Source organism: Pseudarthrobacter sp. R1 (assembly GCF_024494415.1).
Taxonomy (GTDB): Bacteria; Actinomycetota; Actinomycetes; order Actinomycetales; family Micrococcaceae; genus Arthrobacter.
Genome location: NZ_JAMKFI010000007.1, coordinates 323621 through 345768, shown reverse-complemented (window position 1 = coordinate 345768; position 22148 = coordinate 323621). Strand labels below are relative to the sequence as shown.

The 22148-nt window shown below is 67.7% G+C and carries 19 protein-coding genes; 7 read left to right on the top strand and 12 right to left on the bottom strand.

The genetic code is table 11. The features are described 5' to 3' along the window. Positions 1-33: 33 nt before the first annotated feature. From M8J71_RS09410 to M8J71_RS09395, 4 genes are all read right to left on the bottom strand, one after another. On the bottom strand, positions 34-999 hold the full coding sequence (locus tag M8J71_RS09410) for a ribokinase (protein WP_256247643.1): 966 nt from the start codon (positions 997-999) through the stop codon (positions 34-36). Next, positions 996-2420: a uridine transporter UriT gene (uriT, locus tag M8J71_RS09405; RefSeq protein WP_256247642.1), complete on the bottom strand. Its 1425-nt coding sequence runs from the start codon at positions 2418-2420 to the stop codon at positions 996-998. The genes M8J71_RS09410 and uriT overlap by 4 nt, the downstream gene beginning before the upstream one ends. Next, positions 2420-3484: a uridine-preferring nucleoside hydrolase UriH gene (gene uriH / locus M8J71_RS09400; protein ID WP_256247641.1), complete on the bottom strand. Its 1065-nt coding sequence runs from the start codon at positions 3482-3484 to the stop codon at positions 2420-2422. The genes uriT and uriH overlap by 1 nt, the downstream gene beginning before the upstream one ends. 194 nt (positions 3485-3678) lie before the next feature. Continuing rightward, the gene (locus tag M8J71_RS09395; RefSeq protein ID WP_256247640.1) at positions 3679-3894 is read right to left on the bottom strand and encodes a hypothetical protein; all 216 of its coding nucleotides are present in this window, start codon (positions 3892-3894) and stop codon (positions 3679-3681) included. 110 nt (positions 3895-4004) lie between these two features. Here M8J71_RS09395 and M8J71_RS09390 point away from each other — a divergent pair, with 110 nt between their 5' ends. The 5 genes from M8J71_RS09390 (at position 4005) to M8J71_RS09370 (ending at position 8685) form a co-directional block, all read left to right on the top strand. Beyond that, on the top strand, positions 4005-4634 hold the full coding sequence (locus M8J71_RS09390) for a helix-turn-helix domain-containing protein (RefSeq protein WP_256247639.1): 630 nt from the start codon (positions 4005-4007) through the stop codon (positions 4632-4634). Between the two features lies 1 nt (position 4635). Further along, on the top strand, positions 4636-5529 hold the full coding sequence (locus M8J71_RS09385; RefSeq protein WP_256247638.1) for an EamA family transporter: 894 nt from the start codon (positions 4636-4638) through the stop codon (positions 5527-5529). 4 nt (positions 5530-5533) lie between these two features. Beyond that, positions 5534-6430 (top strand): dihydrodipicolinate synthase family protein, encoded by an 897-nt coding sequence (locus tag M8J71_RS09380; protein ID WP_256247637.1) that lies wholly within the window; start codon positions 5534-5536, stop codon positions 6428-6430. Between the two features lie 109 nt (positions 6431-6539). Next, positions 6540-7529: a LacI family DNA-binding transcriptional regulator gene (locus tag M8J71_RS09375; RefSeq protein WP_374114833.1), complete on the top strand. Its 990-nt coding sequence runs from the start codon at positions 6540-6542 to the stop codon at positions 7527-7529. 49 nt (positions 7530-7578) lie between these two features. Further along, positions 7579-8685 carry a GTP pyrophosphokinase gene (locus M8J71_RS09370; protein WP_256247635.1) on the top strand — a complete coding sequence of 369 codons (1107 nt, stop codon included), beginning with the start codon at positions 7579-7581 and terminating at the stop codon, positions 8683-8685. Positions 8686-8697: 12 nt separating this feature from the next. On the opposite strand, the gene M8J71_RS09365 is transcribed toward M8J71_RS09370, so the two are convergent. Continuing rightward, positions 8698-10230, bottom strand: coding sequence for a carboxylesterase/lipase family protein (locus M8J71_RS09365; RefSeq protein ID WP_256247634.1), 1533 nt, complete (start codon positions 10228-10230; stop codon positions 8698-8700). 167 nt (positions 10231-10397) lie between these two features. Between M8J71_RS09365 and M8J71_RS09360 the strand changes: the two genes are divergently transcribed. Next, a complete protein-coding gene (locus M8J71_RS09360; protein ID WP_256247633.1) occupies positions 10398-11468 on the top strand; it encodes a quercetin 2,3-dioxygenase in 1071 nt (356 codons plus the stop codon). 85 nt (positions 11469-11553) lie between these two features. On the opposite strand, the gene M8J71_RS09355 is transcribed toward M8J71_RS09360, so the two are convergent. The 7 genes from M8J71_RS09355 to M8J71_RS09325 form a co-directional block, all read right to left on the bottom strand. After that, complete coding sequence (locus M8J71_RS09355; protein WP_256247632.1) at positions 11554-12786, bottom strand: DUF3500 domain-containing protein; 1233 nt, start codon at positions 12784-12786, stop codon at positions 11554-11556. Then, a complete protein-coding gene (locus M8J71_RS09350; protein WP_256247631.1) occupies positions 12764-14527 on the bottom strand; it encodes an FAD-dependent monooxygenase in 1764 nt (587 codons plus the stop codon). Before M8J71_RS09350 ends, M8J71_RS09355 begins: the two co-directional genes overlap by 23 nt. Continuing rightward, positions 14527-15384 (bottom strand): fumarylacetoacetate hydrolase family protein, encoded by an 858-nt coding sequence (locus M8J71_RS09345; RefSeq protein ID WP_256247630.1) that lies wholly within the window; start codon positions 15382-15384, stop codon positions 14527-14529. Before M8J71_RS09345 ends, M8J71_RS09350 begins: the two co-directional genes overlap by 1 nt. A 51-nt stretch (positions 15385-15435) precedes the next feature. Continuing rightward, positions 15436-16314, bottom strand: coding sequence for an alpha/beta hydrolase (locus M8J71_RS09340; protein ID WP_256247629.1), 879 nt, complete (start codon positions 16312-16314; stop codon positions 15436-15438). 69 nt (positions 16315-16383) lie between these two features. Then, the gene (locus M8J71_RS09335) at positions 16384-17376 is read right to left on the bottom strand and encodes an alpha/beta hydrolase (protein ID WP_256247628.1); all 993 of its coding nucleotides are present in this window, start codon (positions 17374-17376) and stop codon (positions 16384-16386) included. Further along, entirely contained in the window at positions 17373-18359 is a 987-nt protein-coding gene (locus M8J71_RS09330; RefSeq protein ID WP_256247627.1) for an alpha/beta hydrolase, read from the bottom strand. Before M8J71_RS09330 ends, M8J71_RS09335 begins: the two co-directional genes overlap by 4 nt. Further along, positions 18356-21097 (bottom strand): alpha-L-rhamnosidase, encoded by a 2742-nt coding sequence (locus tag M8J71_RS09325; RefSeq protein ID WP_256247626.1) that lies wholly within the window; start codon positions 21095-21097, stop codon positions 18356-18358. Before M8J71_RS09325 ends, M8J71_RS09330 begins: the two co-directional genes overlap by 4 nt. A gap of 151 nt (positions 21098-21248) precedes the next feature. On the opposite strand from M8J71_RS09325, the gene M8J71_RS09320 reads away from it, so the two are divergent. Further along, a complete protein-coding gene (locus M8J71_RS09320; RefSeq protein WP_256247625.1) occupies positions 21249-22079 on the top strand; it encodes an IclR family transcriptional regulator in 831 nt (276 codons plus the stop codon). The last annotated feature ends 69 nt before the right edge of the window (positions 22080-22148 follow it).

Genomic DNA, 22148 nt, shown 5'->3' with positions numbered 1-22148 from the left:
GTGGGGCCTTCCTCAAGGCCCCACCGAGGGCGGCTATCTCCCGAGCAGCCGCGCCACGTCAGCCGCCTCCGGGTACGCAGCCTGCGTTCCCTTCCGGGTGGTGGCCAGGGCAGCAGCCACCGAGGCAAAGGCAGCGGCGTCGGCGAGCGCATGGCCGGCGGCGAGCCGGACGGCAACGGCCCCCGTGAAGGCATCGCCCGCCCCGGTGGTGTCCACGGCCTTCACCTTCGTGGGCGCGATCCGCACCACCTGCCGGCCCTCGGCGGCCAGCGAATCCAGCACCACCGAACCCTGCGAACCGAGCGTCACCAGGACCTGCCGGATCCCCCGCTCCACAAACCGCATCCGAACCTTGTCCCATTCCCCGGCGGCCGCCTCCGGGCCGGGAACGGCGGCGCCGTCACCCAGGAACAGCGCGGCCTCATGGGCGTTGACCAGCAGGACATCGGTGAGGCCAGTCAGCGCCTCCGGAACCTCACCGTACGGCGAGAGGTTCAGCAGAACTGCTGCGCCGGCGTCGTGCCCTGCCTGCGCCGCTGCCAGCACCGTCTCCATGCCGACTTCCAGGCAGAGGCAGACGACGGCGGCGTCGTCCAGAACGTCCGAGGCCTCCGCCACGTCCGCCGGTGAGAGCGTGCCGTTGGCACCGGCGGAGATGATGATGTTGTTCTCGCCGCTGGCGTCCACGGCGATAACCGCGACACCCGTAGGCTCACGCGACGCCCGGACATGCCCGACGTCCACCCCCGCGCCGGCCGCGGAGGAGAGCAGCATGTCGCCGTTGGGGTCCTCCCCCACCGCGCCGACAAGGCTGACGATCCCGCCCAGCCGGCTCGCGGCCACCGCCTGGTTGGCGCTCTTGCCGCCCGGGTTCACGGCGAACCCGTTGCCATGCACGGTCTCGCCCGGGAGCGGGAGGCGTTCACAGTAGATGGTCAGGTCCGCGTTCAGGGAGCCAACAACGACGATCCGGCCGTTCTTTACGGCAGCTGCGTTCATTCGGCCACCTCGGCTTCAATCGGTTTGGGGATCAGCAGCGAGGCGGCGAAGGCCGCCACAGTGAGGGCGAGGCCCACCACGATCACCGTGAGGTAGGAGGCCCTGGCGTCACCCAGGGCGGAGGTGGCCACCAGGACGGCGGGGAGCACCAGGAAGCTGAGGCCGGCGCCGAGGTTGAAGGCGCCGGCGTTCATGCCGGGCAGGAAGCCGGGGTTCCCCGCGGGCGAGAGGACAACGCCGAGTCCGTTGAGCATGATGTTGACCGTACCGGCGTACATGATGCCCAGCAAGACCGTGCCGGCGATCATCAGGGGCAGGCTGCCCAGGCCAAAGAACGCCATGATGGCCAGCGCCGCGATGCTGCCGAGGAGGCCGATCCGCAGCACCTTGGTGTAGCCCAGCACGGGGGCGAGCTTCCCGCTGAGCGGCCCCACAATCCACCCCAGCAGGGCGTACGGGGTGAGGATGATCAGCGACATTTCGGTGGGCCCGATGCCGAAGCCGTCGGCCGCCTGGACGTAGGCGGGGACGATTCCGTTGATGACGGCGAAAATGCCGGTCATGGTCAGGGTGGTGGTCAGCAGCGGCGCCCAGGTGGAGCGCTGGCGCAGGTGCACGGTTTCCACCATCGGCTGCTTCGCCCGCTTCTCCACGGTCCAGAAGGCATAGAAGGCGACGGCGGACACCAGTACCAGCGCAAGGCTCAGCATCAGGGTGCCGGACGAGAAGGCGCCCACCAGCTTGGCGCCTTCGTTCAGGGCAGTCAGCAGCGCACCCACGGCAACAACGATGAAGAACACGCCCAGCCAGTCCATCCGCGTGCCGGCGGCCGGCTTGCTTTCGCCGGCCAGGAAGGCGATCAGTGCGGTGGCCACCAGTGCCAGCACCACCATGAGCCAGAAGATGCTGCGGAACCCGAAGTGCTCGGCGAAGTAGCCGCCTACAAAGGAGTCGACGCCGGCCACGCCGCCGTTGACGGCCGTAATGAGGCCCATCAGCGTCCCGTACTTGCGGGGGTTGCTCACTGCGGAGCGCAGCATGATCAGGCAGAGCGGCACGGTGGGGCCGCTGACGCCCTGGATGATGCGGCCAACAAAGAGCCAGGTGACGTCCGGGGCGAGGGCTGCGATGACCGATCCGACGGCCATGAGCAGCATCATGCCCACCAGGATCTTTTTGCGGCCCACAATGTCGCTCAGGCGGGGCAGGAACAGGGAGAACAGGGCGGCCGCGGTAAAGAACCATGTCTGCGAGAGGCCAATGACGGCCTGGTCCGTGTTGAGCTCCTCGCCCATGGTCACCAGGGCGGGGCTGAGCATGGAAGCGTTGAGCTGGAAGGCCACGCAGGCCGCCAGCAGGGCGACCATCAGGGCGGTGACGTTGCCGCGGGTTGCCTTGGGTTCGAGAATGGTGGCAGCCATTACTTGACGCCCCCGGCGGTGAGGTGGGCAGGTTCCCGGCGTTCGACGTCGGCCGCGTTGGCGATGCTGCCGCCCTCACGGCCGAGGGGCTCACCGATGGCGGCCAGTGCGTCGGTGACGAGGTTCCAGAATCTCTCGTGGTCGAGGTCGACGGCGACGCTCGTGTGGCAGTCAGCCGGCGCCGGCGCACGGAAGTCCGCCACCGTCATGCCGAGCGTCAGGGTTCCCTGCAGCTCGATGTTTACCGGCACCTTGCGGGTGCTGACGATGGTGGGGTCGATGACATAGGCAACGGCGCAGGGATCGTGGACCGGCGGGGAGTCGAAGCCCTGGGCGTCCTTGTAGGTATGGGCGAAGAAGTCCATCAGTTCCGTGACGAACTTCGCCGGCTTCGTGCCGATTGCCGCGATCTTTTCCACCACGTCCGGGGTGGCGAGCGCCTGGTGGGTGAGGTCAAGGCCCACCATGACCACCGGCCACTTTTCGTTGAAGACGATGTGGGCGGCTTCGGGATCGATGATGATGTTGAATTCGGCCACGGCACTCCAGTTGCCCACGTGGTAGCCGCCGCCCATCAGGACAACTTCCTTTACGCGTTCCACGATGCGCGGTTCCTTGCGGGCCGCCATGGCGATGTTGGTCAGGCCGGCTGTAGGCACCAGGGTGACGGTTCCCGGTTCGTGGGCCATCACGGTGTCGATGATGAGGTCGACGGCGTGCCGCGGGTCCAGCTCGATGGTGGACTCGGGGAGGGCGGGGCCGTCCATGCCGCTGTCGCCGTGGATGTCCGGGGCGGTTTCGATGCTGCGGACGAGGGGGCGCCCGCAGCCGGCGGCGAAGGGAACACCGGCGATGCCGGCGATGGTGCCGACGGCCAGCGCGTTGCGGGTGACCTTTTCGAGGGTCTGATTTCCCACCACCGTGGTGACGGCCAGCAGTTCGATGTCCGGGTTGCCGTGCGCGAGCAGCAACGCCACAGCGTCGTCATGCCCGGGGTCGCAGTCGAGAATGATTTTCTTGCGGTCGGGGGAATGCCCCCTGAGGGACTGGGCGGTGGGTTCCACGATGATCTCCACGTCATTGGGGCCCGCGCCGGGTGTATTAGCCGCAGCGCGGGGAGCGAAAGCGTTCAGGAAAGATCATGGCACCGTTAGCAGCATCACGTCAAGCGCTTGACGTAGCTGCAGGTCAAGCGCTTGATGCCCGCAGTCTATGGGGCTGCAGGTTCTCCTTTCGGTCCGTTTCGCGGAATGGCGTACTAAGGCTGGACGGTGCCGGCCAGCCCCACCTCCGGCTCGCCCTCAACGGCGTGATGTTCGTGCTTTTGGCGTGCTTCCTGAAGGTGGTGTTCCAACTTCTCCTCGGCGTCCCGCCGGCGCTGCCCGACGGTCCTCATCTGCTGGGTACTGGGTGCCGCATGCGCATGCTGGTGGGGACCAAGATCGCGCGTGCCCCCTCCGCTTATATCGCTCATAAGGGCATCGTCCCACCTGGCGTCCCCCTAAGGAAGGGCTCCCTCAACCCACACTCCCCCTCCTTCCGGCGCATGCTAGAAGTGCACTAAAGGTGCAGTATGATGCACTAATGGATAAAAGCACATCAGCCTTGGCGGCGGCGATCGGCAGCCGGGTCCGGCAGGAACGCCAGTCGCGGGGCTGGACCCTGGACCAGCTGGCAGAAGCCGCGGGAGTGAGCCGCCGCATGGTGGTCAACGTCGAACAGGGCGCTGCGAATCCCAGCGTGGGGACCCTGCTTCGAATCAGTGACGCCCTGGGCATCGGATTGCCGGCCCTGGTGGACTCGCCGCAGCCCAGGCCCGTGACGGTCACCCGGAGCGGCAACGGCGCAGCCCTCTGGAGTTCTGCCTCCGGCGGCCGCGGCGTGCTGGTGGCCGGAACTGAGTCCCCCGACGTGGTTGAGCTGTGGGACTGGACCCTAACGCCCGGTGACCGGCACGAGAGCGAAGCCCACGCAGCCGGGACCAAGGAACTGCTCCAGGTCCGCGGGGGATCCGTCACGGTTGTGGTTGCCAGCGAAACCTTCGTCCTTGAGGCCGGTGACGCCGTCTCCTTCCCTGGCGACGTCGAGCACTCATACGCCAACCCGGCCAACGAACCGGCCACGTTCTCGCTGGCGGTCTTCGAACCGGGCGTTGGCTCAGGGCACCGCCCGGAAGTTAACGCCACGGACCCATCAACCACCGAAGGAAACTGACATGCTCAAGCGAAACGTTCCGGTACCGCCGTGGGGGCTGGCCGTCACCGCAATCCTCTCGGTCCAGTTGGGCTCAGCCCTCTCCGTGGGCCTGATCGAGGACGTGGGCCCGGCCGGCACCGCGTGGCTGCGCCTGAGCATGGGAGCGATCATCCTGCTCGCGATTGGCCGACCGCCGCTGCGCTCCATCCGGCGTCCGGACGTGCTGCCGCTGCTCGGCCTCGGGATTACCACTGGCGTGATGACCATCGGGTTCCTCGCCGCGGTGGAGCACATACCGCTCGGGACCGCCGTCGCCATTGAGTTTCTGGGTCCGCTGACGGTGGCCGCCATCCGCAGCCACAACCGGAAGGCCCTCGCCTGGCCTGCGCTGGCGCTGGTGGGCGTGGTCCTGCTGACCCAGCCCTGGCAGGGCGACTTCAATCCGGCCGGTGTCGCCTTCGCCGCCCTGGCAGCCGTCGCCTGGGGCTTTTACATCCTCCTCACCCAGCGGATCGGCGACCGGTTCACCGGCATCGGCGCGCTCACCCTCACGGTGCCCATCGCAGCGGTGACGGCCGCCGTCGTCGGAATCCCGCAGGCCGCAGGCCACCTCAGCCTTGACATTCTGGCTGCCGCCGCCGGGCTGGCCCTGCTGTTGCCCGTGCTGCCGTTCGCGCTGGAAATGCTGGCCCTGCGCAGGATGACACCCACCGCGTTTGGAACGCTGATGGCCCTCGAACCCGCCGTCGGCGTCCTCCTCGGACTGCTCATCCTGCATCAGCAACCCTCTGCCATCCAGGTGGCGGGAATCCTGTTGGTGGTCCTGGCCGGTGCCGCGGCGCAGCGCGGTGGCAGGCGCCGTTCGCCCAGGAAGCAGGCAGCCAGCCCCGCCGATCTCGACTTTGTGGGTTGAGCCGATGTTCACTGGCTTGAGCGCGTTTCCGCTCACCCCACTGGCTCACGATGGCGTGGACGAGGCTTCGTTCGTCCGCATGGTGAAACGGCTGCACTGGGCGGGCGTTGATTCCATCACGGCCCTTGGCTCCACCGGTTCCTACGCTTACCTGAGCGGGGAGGAGCGGAGCCGTGTTGCCCGGCTGGCGGTGGAGCATGCCGGTTCCACCCCGGTGATTGTTGGGATCGGGGCGCTGCGGACGTCGCAGGTGCTGGCCAACGCGGAGAACGCCGAGCTGGCCGGCGCTGCCGGCCTGCTGCTTGCGCCGATGACGTATCAACCGCTGACGGAGGACGACGTGTTTGAACTCTTCCGGACGGTCACGGCGCACACGTCATTGCCCGTCGTTGTCTATGACAACCCGGGGACCACCCACTTCACGTTCAGCACCGAGCTCTACGGGCGGATCGCCGCGCTGCCGCGGATCGCGTCCATCAAGATACCGGGCGTGCCGGGCGGCCTGGAGCAGGCAGCGGCCCGGCTCCAGGAGATCCGTGCTGTTGTCCCGGCGTCGGTGACCATCGGCGTCTCCGGTGATGCACACGCCGCCGCCGGGCTGGCGGCCGGGTGCGATGCCTGGTGCTCCGTCATCGGCGGCACCTTGCCAGCCCTTGCTTTGGGAATCACCAGGGCTGCACGGGAGGGCCGAATCGCCGACGCCCTGGCCGAGTCCGGGCGGCTTGCGCCGCTGTGGAACCTGTTTGCCGAATTCGGCGGGAGCATCAGGGTGGTCGCCGCCATCGCGGAGCAGCTCGGACTGGCTCCGGGGGCCTGCCTGCCCCTGCCGATCCAGGGGCTGAGCGTGGACCAACGCCGCCGGGTGGCAGGGGTCATCAAGGAACTGGGCCTCGACGGGTAGTGCTGTCCTCCGGCTGACCTGAAGCTGGTCCATCGCCTACTACGATCAAAGTATGGAATTCGCGGAACAGTCGCACCAGCCCGCGCGTTCGCGGCGGATCACGGCGGCGATGGTCGCTGCCCGTGCCGGCGTCTCCACCGCCACCGTCTCGCTGGTGGCCAACGGCAAGACTGCGGGCCGTGTTTCCGAGGACAACGTTTCCAGGGTCCGGGAGGCCATCGCCGAACTCGGCTACGTGGTGGACGGCATCGGCAGTTCCCTCGCCAAAGGCGTGAGCTCCATCGTGATCCTGGTGGCGCCGGACATCTCCAACCCGTTCTTCGCCAAGGTGATCGCCGGAGTGCGGGAGTCCCTGGGTTCGCAGTACCAGCTGCTGTTGTCGGTCACCGAGGCGGGCGAGTTCCCCCAGGCCGACGACGTCCGGCGGCTGATGTCCCTGCGTCCGGCCGGGCTGCTGGTGGACGCGCCCAGCGCCGGCTTCCTCGAAGACCTCGCGTCGCCGTCGCCGCTAGTCCTGCTGGACGCTCCCGGGCTGGAGGCGTACGCGCCGTCGGTGAACCTGGACGTGGCCAGCGGAGCGCGGGAACTCGCAGCGCACCTCGCCGACGCCGGGCACCGGGAGGCGGCGTACGTGGACAGCGTCACCGGCACGGAAACCTTTGCCCTGCGGCGGAAAGCCTTCCTGGAGGAGGCGGCGGCCCGCGGCATCAGCGTAGGGCAGGACCGCATCATCAGCACCACCATCGACGTCGGCACGGCGGCCGCCGCGTTCGCATCCGCCTGGCCGGCGTGGCAGCGCGAGGGGGTGACCGCCGTCGTCTGCGGTACCGATACCCACGCCTACGGCGTGCTGCAGGAGGCGCGCGTGGCAGGGGTGCGGATACCCGAGGAGCTGGCGGTGGCCGGCTTTGATGACCTCCCCTATTCGGCCACGAGCAATCCCGGCCTCACCAGCGTCCACCTGCCCGCCACTTCGCTGGGCCTTAAGGCCGGGGAGCAGCTGCGCCGCCTGATGGAGGGAAAGGTACTGGAGCAGACCGGGGCCACGCTGGAGAGTTCACTCGTGGTGCGCGGATCCACTGTTGCCGCGGAACGCTGACGGTTCCAGCCGCCGTCGTTCTGTCTGTGCCCGGCCGTAAGCTGGGACTATGCCAAGTAACTGGGACAGCCTGGACCCTATCCTGCGCGAATCTGTACAGCAGAACGTGGAGATCTATGAGCGCGTCCGGCCTGCCCTGAAACTGGTAACGCGGGATGTCCTGCTGCTGATGCGGGACATGCTGAAGGACAGTGAGGTCACCCCGCTGTTCGTCACCGGGCGCACCAAAACGGTGGAATCGTTCAAGGAGAAGATTTCCCGGATCGAGGAGCCGCTGGAGCCGGGCGGTCCGCCGGTGCTGAAGTTCCCGGACCCGTTCCGGACGCTGAATGACATGGTGGGCATCAGGGTGATCACCAAGCTGCCGGCCGAGAATGCCGCGGTGGCCAACATCATCAAGCGGCAGCGGCAGCTGTTCGACTGCCGCGGGGACCGGGAGAAGGACATCGGCTCCATCGAGTCCGGCACCTACGGCTATTCCAGCCGGCACCTGATCCTGCGGACCATCCAGAACGAGGCCGTCAAGGAGTACCAGCAGGTCTTCAACCCGGATGCCCAGCCCAACGGCAGCTACTTCTTTGAATGCCAGATCCGCACGATTTTTGCGCACGCCTGGAGCGAGATCGAGCACGACATCCGGTTCAAGGCCGAGGACCCGCGCGCCTGGACGCCGCACTTCGACCGGCAGTTCACGGCCACGGCGGCGATGCTGGAAACGGTGGAAACGGCCTTCGCGGACCTGCATGAACGGTACGAGGAAGTGCGCAGCTTTTGGGACACTGAGGGCGAGGGCGCCGCGCCGCTGACACCCAACCGGATCCGCGACGTGTGGCGCACCCTGCTCCCGCATGTGGACCGCAAGGTGGATGACGACTGGGGCTGGGCCGCGGAGCTCCTCGCCGCACACGGACTTAACCAGACCATGCAGCTCGCCGGGCTGCTGAGCGCCAACCGCATCACCGAAGTCCGCAAGGCCCTGGACCACCGCTACTCCCCCGGTCCGGACCGGCTGCTCGATGACCTGCTGCTGTGGCAGTACGGCACAAAACACATTGACCTCACGGCCGAAGCGGCCGACGCCGTCCCGCACCCGCGCCGCGACAGCCTCCTGCGGCGGCTCAAACAAATCGAGCGGTACCGGCTGACGAAGGCGTAGGGTACAGCCGGTTCAGACCCCCGCCCAGAACTGGCGCAGGTCCCGGCGGGGGTCCTCTTCCAGACGGGGCAGCTCATCCAGAATCATCGTTCTACGGCTGGGCCCGCACTCCGGCCAATCCGGCAAACCGGGAGCCGCGGGCTGGCCAGCAGACGCGAAGAGCGCCCAAGCAGTGCTCATCATGTCGCCCAAACTCTCCGGCGCCCTCCCCCGCGTGAGGAACTCGGCCTCAGGCGACCCGAGCTGCCGGAACACGAACGGGACGTCCAGGGCATGGCAAGCCCCCAGCTTCCCGCCCATGGCAGGACTCCGCCAAGTGAAGAGATAAGAAAAGGTCTTACCCTCGGAGCCGTGGCGGGCATCAAACAGCCGGTTGCTGGGCTGCCGGTATACGACGTCGGAAATGGCCGCTTCCAGCAGCTGCTTTCCACTGGGTTCACCTTTCAACGCCGAGGCAAGCGCCTGCCCATACTCCGCCTCGCGCCCAGGGGCACCGGCCTCCGCCAGCAATGAGGCGGCCCGGCCCTCGTACGAAGGCTCCGTGGGGTTCTTCGGGCGCATTTCCACCGCGAAGGACCCCTCGTTCAGGTTCGTCCCGATCAGCAGGTCCACGTCAGCGTTCAGGCCGTTCCGGATCGCCTCGAGCGGAGGCACCGGAAGGGAGGGTGTCCCCACGGTGGGCTTGAAAGGCAGCGAAACCGCGAACGTTTCCGCCCCAGCCCGCTGGTCCAGCTTCTCCTGCGCCTCGAGCAGCCGCTCCACCGGAAGTGTCAGGAGTTCGCCTGCGCCAGCCGGATCCAGCCCGCACAATTCCAGGAATTGGAGGCTGATGCGGGAGGACTCCCCGGCACTGCGGTACCTCTCAGCGGTGCCGCTTTGCATGATCGCCCGACGGAACAAGCCAGGGGAAGCAGGCATTCCCAGCAGGGTCCCAACGGCGGCAGCACCCGCCGACTCCCCGAAGATCGTTACGTTCCCCGGGTCCCCGCCGAACGCGGCAACGTTCTTCCTGACCCAGCGCAATGCTTCCAGTTGATCGAGAAGCGCGAGGTTGGAGGAGTCCGCATACTCCGGACCCAGGAGCTCAACCAGATGCAGCAAGCCCAACGCGCCCAGCCGGTAATTGATGGTCACCACAACCGTGCCGGTGGCACCCGCGAGATTGGCGCCGTCGTACATACCGTCACTGCCCGAGCCATACAAGTACGCGCCGCCGTGGATCCACACCATCACGGGCAGCTGCCTGCCGCCCGCAGAAGGTGCCCAGACGTTCAGGTTCAGGCAATCACTTTCGCTCCAGGTCCTGGCCGTCCGGCCCGGAGGAGCAGGAGTTTCCGGATTCTGCGGCGCCGCAGGGCCAGGCGCCGTGCAATCCAGCACACCCGCCCAGGCAGGAACGGGGACCGGTGGCAGGAAACGGCGCTCCCCGGCGGAGGAACCTGCGTCAGGGATGCCGAGGAAGCGGCGGACCTCGACGCCGTGGATGGAAAGCGCGGTTCCCCGGACCGTTCCTTCGGCGAGGGTGACGGTGGTGGCAAGGCTCATCCGGCTGGTACTCCTGGTGGTGTAGGCATGTCTGCCAGCATCCCAGCAAAGGCTGAAGCAGCACACTGGCCTTTCACCCAATGAAATTCCGGCTCCAGGCCGGAGTAATAGCACGCCATGATGGAGGTCACATTCCGGCGCAGCCGGACGACTGGAAAGAAGGAACCATGTCCCTCAGCGTGGAGGAAATGAACCAGCAACTGCCGGTGGCCAACACCCTGCCCGGCGAAGCTGTCCCCTACTACATGGCATCAGGCGAAGGCGCCCGCTACGAGATCAACAGCCAGCTCGTGACCGTCATCGCCCGCGCGGCGGACACCGGCGGAATCTTCAGCGCCGCCTACATCTCGGGCGGCATGGGTGCGGAATCGCCGTTCGTGAGCCACGCGGTGGAACACAAGACCCTCTATGTCTTCGACGGTATCCTGCACGTCTGGCTCCCCGGCGAAAGCCGTATCCTCACCCCCGGTGACTCGGTGGTCATCCCGCCCAACACGCCCCACGCCTACCGCATGGCCAGCCACTACACGCGCTTCCTCAACTGGATGACGCCCGGCGGCGCCGAGGCCTACTACGAGCGCGTCGGCACGCCCATCGACTCCCACATCCCGCCCGTCCGTGCCGGCCATACGGCCAGCCTCCAGGAACAGGCAGAGGTTGGCGCCGAGTTCGGCATCACGTTCCCGGACGTTGAGCGGGTGGAACCGTCCTTCAAGCACGACGCCGGCCTGCCGCCCACACAAAGCCCCTACTTCCTCAGTGCGCACGAGGGTGAGCGGCTGGTCAGCTACCAGACGATTTTCACTTACCTGTCCCGGCCCGCCAACACCGGCTCGAACTACTTCGCCGTGCACACCAAGGGCGCCAAGACGCCCTACATCCCGCTGCACTTCCACGAGCAGCACACCGAGAACTTCCTCGTTACCGAGGGCCGCATGTGGCTCTACGCGAATGGCCGGGAGATGCTGCTGACCAAGGGCGACTTTGTGCACGCCCCGGCCGGCACCATCCACTCCTTCGCGCTGGACTCCCACAACACCCAGATGCTGGGCTTCCTCACGCCGTCTGTCTTCAACGGCTTCTTTGAGTACTTCAACAAGCCCACCGAGGACTACATGTACACCGAGGGCGGCCAGCCTTACATGGACATGGAAGGCTTCGGCCGTGCCCAGGCCGAGATGGACCTGACAGTGGTGGGTCCCCCGCCCCAGCGCCGGATCGCCTTGGAAATCTCCTAGCGTTTCGGGAGCAGTAAAGAAGGCCCGGACTTTTCGAAAAGTCCGGGCCTTCCTTGCGCTCAAACCGCAGGGCGAGGTCGCCGGTTTAGAGCGCCTGCTTCACCAGTTCCCGGCCGTAGTCGTTCCCGTTGGGGGTGCGGACCACGGTGTGCATGTGGAACGGCGCCGGCTCGTCGTTGCTGAGGAAAACTCCCGTGTGGTGGTCCAGCTCCAGCACCACCACCGGGCTCTGCAGCCGGAAATAAAAGGCCTCCTGCCCCTCCCACCCGCCGATCCAGCTGAAAAAGCTCTCGTGGTAGTACTCCTGGATCTCGCGGCGCCGGGCTGCCCGCGGCCCGTCCGGGAGGTACGCGATGAAGTCGTCCACCACGGCGTCCAGAATGGCCCGGGCTTCCGCCGGCATGTCCGCCACCAGGATGCCCTCATAAGGAATCACCCGGTTGTCCTGGAAGCACCCGCCGAGGTGCCGCTCGTCCCCCGCATGGAGGCGCCCCTCAGGCATCGCGGGATCCACCATTGCCTCATACACGGTAGCTTCGGCCCGTAACGCAGGAGGCAGCGCCGCCATCAGCCCGCGGGCCAACGCGATGCGCTCCTTGAACACCGCCACGCCCCGGTACGGCCCGGCGTCGATGACATCCGGCTCCGCACCCATAAACACCGGCGAGATCACCAGCTGCGTTCCGGCCACCAGGCAGTTCAGCGCGGCGTGGTGGCCGATCAGCTGCCAGCCCCACGGCACCGTCTCGGACGGGTCCCCGTAGAGGGCAAAGTTGTAGCTGAACTCATTCATCAGCAGCGGCAGCTCCACCAGCTCGCCGAGGAAGCCGTTGATCCGCATGAGGTTGCGCACCAGCTCGAAGCCTTCCGGGCTGAGCGACGCTTCCACCACGGCGAACACGGCGTCCCGCACCGGGCCCTCCAGCTCATCGAGGCGAAGGCCGGTATCGTGCTGCATAAATTCAGGGTTGGCCCAGCTCTGCCATTCGGGCGCGTCCACGGCGTAGCTCAACCTGGACGCCTGCTCCAGGGTCAGGGCGTCCAGGAGCTTGCGGGCCGCGGCCACCATCTGTGCGGTAGGCGCCTCCTCCCCTGCCCGCGCCGGAGCCAGCGGGTACAGCCCGGGACGGAGGACGCCGTCGTTCGTGATGCCTGTAAAAGGCTGCGGATACAGCTTCTTCCAGCCCTCGATCATTGGCCCGGCAAAGGAATCCCTGGTAGCCGCCTCCGCGTACTCCCGCGCGTCCAGGCCGCGGATCTCCGCCACGCGCGGGTGGTCAGGGGCAAAAAGATAATCACGGAACGACGACGCGGACACGGGCCTTCCCTTCCTGCTCGATGTGCTGCTCTTGCTGCTGGTCTTCCGGCAAGGGCCAGCCCGCAGCCACGGCAAGGGCGGCCGCTGCCGCCTCTGCCGAGCTCCCCCGCCAGGCAACATGCTGGTCCGGGCGGACCAGCACCGCGTGGGCGCCCCACAGCTCGGACGGTTCCGTCCCGTCATCGAAAGGCCCGACGGCGGCAATCGCCACCGGGATACCGTTCCGGTTCCCGGCACGCACCACGGGAGCAAAGACTTTGGTGGCTGGCCCGCCGGCCAGCGCCGCAGCGTCAACAAGCAGGGTGAAGCCGTTGCCCAACAGGTCGTAGACGGAGGTGGCATCGTCCAGCCAGGCGTGCGGCAGCAGGGCGCCCGGACTGGCCGACGGAACGTAGACCACGGGATCCTCCACCGGAACGGGCGATCCGTCCGGGACCACCACCGGCGAGTCCCCGTACGCGTACCCGAGGACCAGGCCCAGGGAGTCGAACTCGCTTTGTTTTACCGCCAGGGCTTCGTGGGCCGCTTCCCGTGCTGCGGCGCCCGCAGCGCCGTCGTTGAGGAGCTCCGGGTCTGCGAAGTGGTACGCGAGCGCCTTGCCGTTGGTGGCGGCGTCGCTGATGGTGCGGGCAGCCACGGGGCGGCGCTCCGCTTCGTAGCTGTCCAGCAGGTTTGCGCCTGCCCACCCTGCCAGCACGGCGGCGAGCTTCCAGGCAAGGTTTGCGGCGTCCCCCACACAGGTGTTGAAGCCGTGCCCGCCCCACGGGGGATTGAGGTGCGCGGCGTCGCCCACCAGGAACACTCCCCCGCGGCGGTACTGGGGCATCAGCAGCATGCGTGCCGTCCAGGGATCCGTGGCCAGCACCTTGATATCCACCTCGGCACCCGCCAGCGAACGGACCATAGCAGCCGCCTCGGCCTCATCCACCGTCTCCTGCGGATCCACACCCTGGATGATGGCCCACCACGTACCCTCGAGGTCCATCGGTCCCACCATTCCGGAGGTGTCCGCGCCGACCACCCAGTACTGGACGGCCGGGTCCAGTTCGACGGCGGCGGCGAGCCCCTCGGACGTGAACAGGATGCTGATGTTGGACAACGCAGCGGAACCGCCTTCAAGGCGGACCCCGAGGCTGCGTCGCACGACGGAGGAAGCGCCGTCGGCTCCGACCACGAAGTCAGCGACGATGCGGTGCGTGGTGCCGGAAGCGTCGATCAACACCACTGCCTGGCCAGCCTCGAGCGGCCCGGAGTCAACGGCCTCCACCGTCTCCACCCTCCAACCCGTCAGCATCGTCACCAACGGCGACTCCGCAACGGCAGCGCGCAGCACTTCTTCGAGCACGGGTTGCGGGACCTGCTGGCCGCACTCCGGCTGGGGACCGTAGCGGCCAGGCACCAGCTGGAAGGCGTTCCGGAACCTGCGCAGTTCGTGCGCCCCAAGTCCGGTGAGGCCGGTGCAGAAGCTGACATCCTGCGAATAGTCCACGGGCAGCGGAGAAGCGGCCCGCAATGCGTTCGCCAGCCCGAGCCGGCGCAGGTGGGTCATGGTGCGGGCGTTGGTGGTTTTGGCCCGGGGGCGGGCGTGGTCCACCGAATCCCGCGGTTCCACCACCAGGCTCGGGATGCCGCGGGAGGCCAGGTCCAGTGCCAGGAAAAGGCCGCTGGGTCCGCCGCCGGAGATCAGGATCTGCGTCTCTGCCGGCAGCTTGTCCGGGGAGGCGAAGTGATGGGTGACCATCAGGCACGGCTCCGCAGGGACAGCTCGCCCACGGGAGTGGCCAGGGTTCCGAGCTTGTCGATTTCCACTTCCACGGTGTCGCCGGGCTGCAGAAGCCACTGCGGGGTGCGGGCATACCCCACGCCTTCGGGGGTGCCGGTGGCGATGACGTCTCCGGGGTGGAGCGTCAGGGTCTGGCTGATCAGGGAGATGATGGCCGGGACGGAGAAGACCATGTCCCGGGTGTTGCCGTTCTGGACCTCGGTGCCGTTGACGCGGGTCCGCACCTGCAGTCCGTCCCGGAGGTCACCCACCTCGTCCCGGCTGACCAGGGGTCCCAGCGGTCCGGTGAAGTCCCCGTTCTTCCCGAGCGTCCACTGGGTGGTGAGTTTCTGCGCGCGGCGTGCGGTGAGGTCGTTGAAGGTGGAGTAGCCAAAGACGGAGTCCGCAGCCTCGGCTTCGTCTGCCGATTCCACGCGCCGGCCGATGTAGGCAGCCACTTCGCCTTCCCAGTCCAGCCCGTCTTCGCCGGCGGGCACGGGAACGGGGACGTTGCCCACCGAGAGCGACGCCGTCCAGCGCCCGAACAGGGTGGGGTACGCAGGCAGGTCCTGGTCCTTGTAGCTGCCTTCGGCGGCGTGCGCCTTGTAGTTCAGTCCCACACAAATCACGCGGGCGGAGGCGGGGACGAGCGGCACTTCGGTGACGCTTCCGCGCTCAAGCGAGGTGCCGGCGTCGGCCGTTAGGGTGGCCGCCTTGTCCTGCCAGCCGGCGGGATCGGTCCAGAATTCTGAAACCGGTGCAAGCGGGACAAGGTGCGAATCCACCAGGGCCGCGGCCCACGATTCGCCGTGGTGATGGATGCCAACAAACTGCATAGGAGGGCCTTTCAGGTCTTGCCCCGGCTGACGTGCCGGGGTTGTCTTAGGTCAGGGCTTGCGCGCCTGGCGGCGGAAGAAATCGATGGTGGCGTCTGTGGCTTTTATGGCAGCTGAGGGGTCCTGCCCCGGCAGCTGCCACATGTGGTCAGCGTCTTCGATCAGCAAAAGTTCGACGTCGGTGCCCACGGCTTCCAGCGCCGCAGCGAGCGTGGCGGACTGGGCCGGCGGGACAAACCGGTCCCCCGTGCCATGCGCCAGGAAGAACGGCGGGGCGTGATTCCCGGCGTAGGTCAGCGGGCTGGCAGCTGCTGCCTTTTCCGGCGCGTCGGCCGGTTGGGCGCCGAGGAGGAGTGCCTCGCGGGAGCCCGGATCGTCAGCGCTGGCGAGGGCGTTGGGCAGGGCTTGTCCGCCCATGCGGAGGAGGTCGGTGGGCGGATACCAGGCGGCGACGGCGGCAACGGTGTCGCTGATGCCTGCGTTGCCGGCCGACTCGTCGCCAAATTCTGCGGACCCTGCCGTCAGTCCCACCAGGCTGGCCAGGTGGCCTCCCGCCGAATCACCCCAGGCGTAGATGCGGTCCGGGTCCACGTTGTAGCTGGCGGCATGCGCCCGAAGCCAGCGAACTGCGGCCTTTGCGTCCAGCAACTGGGCAGGGAAATGCGCCACGGAACTCAGGCGGTAGTCGGCCGAAGCCACCACGAAACCGGCCTCCACAAGGCGCTCGATCGGGCTGAGGCCCAGGGAGTCCACCTGGGGGCCGAGGGAGGACCGGCCGCCCACGCGCCAGCCGCCGCCATGAAAGTGGACCACCGCCGGTGAGGACCCGGGCTGCTTCGAGGTCGGGGGAAGGTAGAGATCGAGCAGCAGCGGAGCCGAGCCCCCGGGATGAGCGAACTCGATCCCCTTGAGAACCTTCCCTGCCGTCATCGTTGACTCCATGTCCTACCGCGCCATTCCCTTCATGCGCCGGGCCACCGGTGTGGACCGCGTCACTACTCAACTTTGGCCCACCGGGAGTCCGTCCCGCGTGGCTGGTTTCACTGAGTGAAACAGCTTCGCTGAGGCCAGCTCCTGGGCCAGGAAATCCAGGACGGGCTGCGCCTCCGGGCTGCCTGCCGCATGGTTGAGGTGGCCATGGACGGCGCCGCGGGCCAGGAAATAGGACACCGGAACGCCGGCCTGCCCGAGATTGGCAGCGAAGAGCTCCGAGGAACCGCGGACGTCGTCGTACTCGCAGGCGACGATGGCCGTCGGCGGCAGCCCCGACGGGTCGGCGTAGCCGGGCATGGCATAGGAGGACGCCATGCTCACCGGCCCGCCCACATAGTTCTCGGCATTCCGTAGACAGTCTTCAAGCGTGAAACGGAGATGCCTGGGCAGCGTGGCCATCACATCTTCATCCAGCCCGCCCGCAGGAGCGGGCAACTCGGCGTGGAGGAAGGGATAGGCCAGCAGGAGCTTCGCGGGGAGCGGCTTTCCGGCGTCGGTCAGGTACAGTGCGGCACCCACGGCCAGGTTTCCGCCAGCGCCCGCTCCGCCAAGGCACAGCAGTTCCGGATCCAGGCCCAGCCGCGAGGCATTCCTGCGGGCCCAGAACCACCCGGTCAATGCGTCCTCGTGGGGCACCGGGAAGTGCACGCCGTCGCGCGCCAGCCGATAATCGACCGACAGCACCGGGGTCCCCAAGGAGGCCAGCACCCGGCCCAGGTAGTCCGACTCCGGCATGTCTACACTGCCGCTGACAAAGCCCCCGCCGTGAAGCCACACCAGCGCCGCTCCAGCCGTGGCGGCCGGCTCCCCGTAGATTCGGATGGCCACCGGACCATGCCGGCCCTCAGTGGTGACAGTGCGGATGGGAACGTCCGGGCCCACCTGTCCGGATGGTGCGTCCGGACCCTCCGGTGCCGCCAAGTACTCGGCGAATCCGGCATCGGGCGCCAGCGCTACGTCATCGGCAGGAGCGGGTGGCTCCTGCCGCCGGGCTGTCATGGCCGGAGCTTCTCTGTGAAAAAGCCGACGGCGGCCGCGAGGATGGCATCCAGCTGGTCCTCCGCGCCGAAGAAGCAGTGGTCCGCGCCTTTGATGGTGACCACCTCGTGCGCCACTCCAGCGTCCGCAAGCGCGGCTGCCAGGATGTCGGTCTGCGAATGCGGCACCAGGCCGTCCCTGTCGCCGTGGATCAGCAGGAACGGCGGTGCACCGGCGGTCACGTAACTGACCGGGCTAGCCGCGGCCAGGAGAACCGGATCGTCTGAGCCACCCACCAGCATGTATTCCGGCTGCATCGGCATCCCCGCCGGAACGGCGGCAGTCAAGGCCGGCGGGAACAGGCCCTCCGGAGTGTTCATGGGCGGGATGTCCACGAGCGAGGAGACGCCGTAGAAATCGACGACGGCGCTGATGCCGCTTGAGTGCCCCTGCGCCCCGAGCCCGCCGTGCAGGTCCTCCCTGCTTCCGGTCAGGCCCAGCAATGCCACGAGGTGGCCGCCCGCGGATTCACCCCAGGCGCCAAACCGTTCCGGATCGATGCCGAGCTGCCCTGCGAATTCCCGCAGGTAGCGGACTGCCGCCTTCAGGTCATGCAGCTGTGCCGGGAAGGGCGCCTCCAGGCAATGCCGGTAGTCCACGGTGGCGCAGGCAATTCCTGCCTCGTTCAGCAGGCGGAACACCGAGTCCGGCGCAAAGGTGGGCGGCAGCTCCCGGCGGTCACCCAGCTGGAAGGCACCGCCGTGGACCCACACCACCAGCGGCACCGGTCCCATCGCCTGCCGCGGAAGCCAGATGTCCATCTTGAGTGGGCGGAACCCGATAGCCCGCGCATAGGTGACTTCGCGGTGCACCGCGGAAGCGTCCGAGACCTCCTGCGGGACGCCCGGAGCGTCGAAGACGGGGAACGGGGGTACGTCCACACCCCCTGGCCGGGCGGGGTCGAGGGGTTCGGTTTCGTAGGCGGTGGCTTCGTTGACACTCATGGTGCGCTCCTTGCAAGCTCGGGTGTTGCGTGGGTTCCGCCGGTGGCGGTGAAGTGATGCTTTCCGGGTCCGGCGGCGACGGCAGGCTGGCCAGGGAGCCGGACTTCGGCGGTGGTGCCGAAGGGGACGGTGGCGCGAAGCTGCAGCCCGCCGTCGCACGCTGTCCACTCCACCTCAATCAGGCCGTGAGGTCCCTGATGCGAGGTGGCCGCGGACGTTAGCCCGGCGCCGGGGCGCGGCTCGATGATGATCCTCTCGTAGCCTGCGCTCCCGGGAGCCTGCCTCAGTCCTGCAGTGTAGCGGTGCAGGAAGGACACCACGGCGCCCTTGCTGTAGTGGTTCAGGGACTGGTGCGGGCTGCCCCCGGCATCGATGCCGTTCCACAGCTCCCACATGGTGGTTGCGCCGCGGTCCACCATCACCAGCCAGGAAGGTTCCGAGTCCTGCATCAGCAGCTCGTAGGCCAGGTCCGGTTCGCCGTTGTCGGCGAGGACGGGCAGCAGGTAGGGCGTGGCCAGGAAGCCGGTCCCCACGTGGGTGCCGGCCGCCCTGATCAGCGAGACCAGTTGGGCGGTGACGGCGGCGCGCTGCCCGGGACCGGCAAGGTTGAACGCGAGCGCGCGGACGCAGTTGGCCTGGCTGGGCTGGGTGACGTGTCCGGCCGGGTCCAGGTATTCCCTTTCCCAGGCCTGCCGGACGTTCTCGGAGAGTCCGGCGAGCGCGGCGGCTTCCTCCACGTGGCCCAGAACCCGCGCAATCTTCGCCATCAGGGCCGTGGTGTTCCGGTAGTAGGCGGTGGCCACAATGCCGTGGTCTGCGGAACGGGCGGCGAACAGGTCCGGCTCAGGGCCGTCCGGTTCCATCCATTCGCCCCAGTGGAAACTGGTGTCCCAGAGGTACTGTTCGTGCGGAGCTGGAACCTGGCTGGCGGCCGCACGGTCCGGGTGCCGGCGGGACTCTGCGGTGGTCCGGACAAAGTCCAGCCAGCGCTTCATCGCTTCCCAGTTCTCGGCGAGGACTCCGGCGTCGCCGGTGGCCAGGTACAGCTCCCAGGGCACCATCACGATGGCGTCGCCCCAGCCGGCGGAGCCGTTAACGAAGGCCATGAAGTCCACAGAAGTGGCGTCCGGACCGGGCGACGGCGAGATATTGGCGACGACGCCGTTCGCCCATTGGTCAGCCCGGACATCGTTGAGCCACTTCCGGGAGAACCCTGCAACGTCGAAGAGATATGCAGCAGTGGGTATAAACAGCTGCCAGTCCCCGGTCCAGCCCGCCTTTTCCCGCTGCGGGCAGTCGGTGGGAACTTCGCAGGCGTTGTCCCGGAAGCTCCACTGCACAATGTCGTGGAGTTTGTTCAGGCGCTCATCGCTGCAGGTGAAGGTGCCCAGGGGCTCCAGGTCGGTCTGGACCAGGCAGGCAGTGATGTCCTCCGCCGTCAGATCCGGGGAGAGGCCCTGCACGGAGACGTACTGGAAGCCGTGGGTGGTGTGCCGCGGTTCAAACACTTCCCCCGGAGCGCCCGACGCCGACACCTCGTCAACCTGCCCCGCTGCCAGGAACTGGCCGGGGTTGCGGAAATCGTGCGGCCGCAGATGGTCCTGGCCCACGTCGCCGCCGGAATCCAGCGCCTCGCCGTAGGCGAGCGTGACCGTCTCTCCCGGCGCGCCAAGCCTGGTGAGGCGCACCCAGCCGTGGATGTTCTGGCCGAAGTCCACCACCTGATGACCGCTGCTGAGCCGGGTGACGGATACCGGCGTCAGCTCTTCGACGATCCGGGTGGGCGGCGCCACCGGGCCGGTCAGGGTTTCGTAGCTGCCGTTGCGGACGACGGCGGCCCTCGCGTGCTGTACGCCGCTTCCGTTTGCTGCCGCGTTGCCCGGCCGCCGGAAGTCCACCCGCTGCCCGGCCATCAGGTCGGCGGTGAGGATCTCCGTTGGCGATACCAGCCAGGACTCATCGGTGCCGATAACCGTCCTGCTGCCCGCGGACAGTATCTCCAGCTGCACCAGGAGGGCGGTGCGGGTGCCGTACATATCGGCGTCGCGCGTGTACCCGAAGGTGCCTCGGTACCAACCGTCGGTGAGGACGGCCCGGAGGGTGTTGATGCCGGGGCGGAGCAGCGCCGCGATGTCGTACGCCTGTACCTGCAGGCGGGTGTTGTAGCTGGTGGAGCCGGGGGTGAGCTGCTGGTCGCCGATCCGCTGTCCGTTGAGGAACAGCTCGTAGATGCCGTGGGCGGTGGCGTAGGCACGGGCGGATTCAGGGGCTGCGTCCAGGCTGAAAGCCTTGTCCAGGGCGTAACCGGGGCGTTCTCCCGGAGCCGGGACAACCTGTTCGTCGGGGCCGATCCACTGCGCTGTCCAGTCGGCGGTGTGCAGGAGTCCGAGCTCCACAGCCATCGCCTCGGACCAGGCGCTTTGTGTTTCCGCGCTGTCCGCGTTCGTTGTCCAGGTCCGCACCCGCCACTCGAACCCGCTGCGCGACTCCAGCGCCGGGCCGGCATACGGCACCAGGATGTGGTCGGCAGACTCGACCCGGCCGGTGTCCCAGCCGTTGCTGGCCGTGATCCGGTAGGCAACCTGCGAGATGGCGCCCGCCGGCGGAGTCCAGCTGAGCCGCGGCGCCGTACTGGTAATACCCATGGCCTCCCGGAGGTGCTCCACGCGAAGCCGGGTTGGCGCGTACGGGGCCGGAAGTGTTTCCCCGACGTCGGCGTCGAGACTGATGGAGGTCATGCAGGAGGCTCCTGAACGTGGGACAACTGAGATTCCAGCTTCGTTTCCGGCAGCAAGCCTTCCACAGCCATCTTTCATTGGTTGGAATGATATTGTGTTCCAGCTCACGGACTCCCGTCCGAAACCCCCAACGGCACAAGGACCCTTCGCCATGACTGTCACCCCGGACACCGACAGCACTCCCGCCCGCGGGAAGCGGCCCAAGCAGGGCGAACCTGTCATCGACCGGGCGCTGAGCCTGCTCGCAGTCTTTTCCGACCGCCGTCGGGCACTGACCCTGTCCGAGCTCGCACGCCATGCAGGGATGCCGGCGCCCACAGCCCTGCGCCTGATAGCCCGGCTGGTTGCCTGGGGCGCACTGGAACGGCTCGACGACGGCCGCTACGTCGTGGGGGTTCGCTTGTGGGAAGTCGCCTCACTGTCGCCGCGGGGCCACGGCGTGCGTGAGATCGCGCTGCCCTACCTCGAGGACCTTTTCGAAGTGACCCGCCATCACGTCCTGCTGGCCGTGCGTGATAATGAGGAGGCGGTGCTGATTGAACGGCTTTCCTCGAAGGACGCAACGGAAGTGGCGTACCGGGTGGGCGGGCGCGCCCCGCTGCGGTCCACCGCCGTTGGGCTGGTGCTGCTGGCGGGCGCCGACCAGCAGTTCCAGGAAGCCACCCTGCGGAAGCCGCCGGAGAGTGAACCCGGGGTGGAGAACATGCCGGAAGGCCAGCTGCGCCGCACCCTGTCCGATGTCCGCCGGACAGGGATAGCCATGATCCGGCGCTCGTACCCGTCAAAGACCGTATCCGTGGCGTCGCCGGTGTTCGACGCACAGGGTTCCGTGGTGGCAGCCTTGTCGATCGTGGTGCCCGATGGTTCCACCCCGCCCAACGTGCTCGCTCCGGCGGTCCGGGCGACGGCACGTGCGGTGTCCAGGAACCTGGGCCACCACGCGGAGGTCAGCCCGGACGTCCGGACCCACTCCGAGGGGTGACGCTCTCTCACTCGATGCGGCTATTCCGGCAACGCTCTCTCACTCGATGCGGCTTCTCCGGCAACGCCC

Bases quoted from the DNA above. Each gene is read 5' to 3' on its own strand.
- M8J71_RS09410 (WP_256247643.1), bottom strand. From the start codon at position 999: ATGAACGCAGCTGCCGTAAAGAACGGCCGGATCGTCGTTGTTGGCTCC.
- uriT (WP_256247642.1), bottom strand. From the start codon at position 2,420: ATGGCTGCCACCATTCTCGAACCCAAGGCAACCCGCGGCAACGTCACC.
- M8J71_RS09395 (WP_256247640.1), bottom strand. From the start codon at position 3,894: ATGAGCGATATAAGCGGAGGGGGCACGCGCGATCTTGGTCCCCACCAG.
- M8J71_RS09390 (WP_256247639.1), top strand. From the start codon at position 4,005: ATGGATAAAAGCACATCAGCCTTGGCGGCGGCGATCGGCAGCCGGGTC.
- M8J71_RS09385 (WP_256247638.1), top strand. From the start codon at position 4,636: ATGCTCAAGCGAAACGTTCCGGTACCGCCGTGGGGGCTGGCCGTCACC.
- M8J71_RS09380 (WP_256247637.1), top strand. From the start codon at position 5,534: ATGTTCACTGGCTTGAGCGCGTTTCCGCTCACCCCACTGGCTCACGAT.
- M8J71_RS09375 (WP_374114833.1), top strand. From the start codon at position 6,540: ATGGTCGCTGCCCGTGCCGGCGTCTCCACCGCCACCGTCTCGCTGGTG.
- M8J71_RS09370 (WP_256247635.1), top strand. From the start codon at position 7,579: ATGCCAAGTAACTGGGACAGCCTGGACCCTATCCTGCGCGAATCTGTA.
- M8J71_RS09365 (WP_256247634.1), bottom strand. From the start codon at position 10,230: ATGAGCCTTGCCACCACCGTCACCCTCGCCGAAGGAACGGTCCGGGGA.
- M8J71_RS09360 (WP_256247633.1), top strand. From the start codon at position 10,398: ATGTCCCTCAGCGTGGAGGAAATGAACCAGCAACTGCCGGTGGCCAAC.
- M8J71_RS09350 (WP_256247631.1), bottom strand. From the start codon at position 14,527: ATGGTCACCCATCACTTCGCCTCCCCGGACAAGCTGCCGGCAGAGACG.
- M8J71_RS09345 (WP_256247630.1), bottom strand. From the start codon at position 15,384: ATGCAGTTTGTTGGCATCCATCACCACGGCGAATCGTGGGCCGCGGCC.
- M8J71_RS09340 (WP_256247629.1), bottom strand. From the start codon at position 16,314: ATGACGGCAGGGAAGGTTCTCAAGGGGATCGAGTTCGCTCATCCCGGG.
- M8J71_RS09335 (WP_256247628.1), bottom strand. From the start codon at position 17,376: ATGACAGCCCGGCGGCAGGAGCCACCCGCTCCTGCCGATGACGTAGCG.
- M8J71_RS09330 (WP_256247627.1), bottom strand. From the start codon at position 18,359: ATGAGTGTCAACGAAGCCACCGCCTACGAAACCGAACCCCTCGACCCC.
- M8J71_RS09325 (WP_256247626.1), bottom strand. From the start codon at position 21,097: ATGACCTCCATCAGTCTCGACGCCGACGTCGGGGAAACACTTCCGGCC.
- M8J71_RS09320 (WP_256247625.1), top strand. From the start codon at position 21,249: ATGACTGTCACCCCGGACACCGACAGCACTCCCGCCCGCGGGAAGCGG.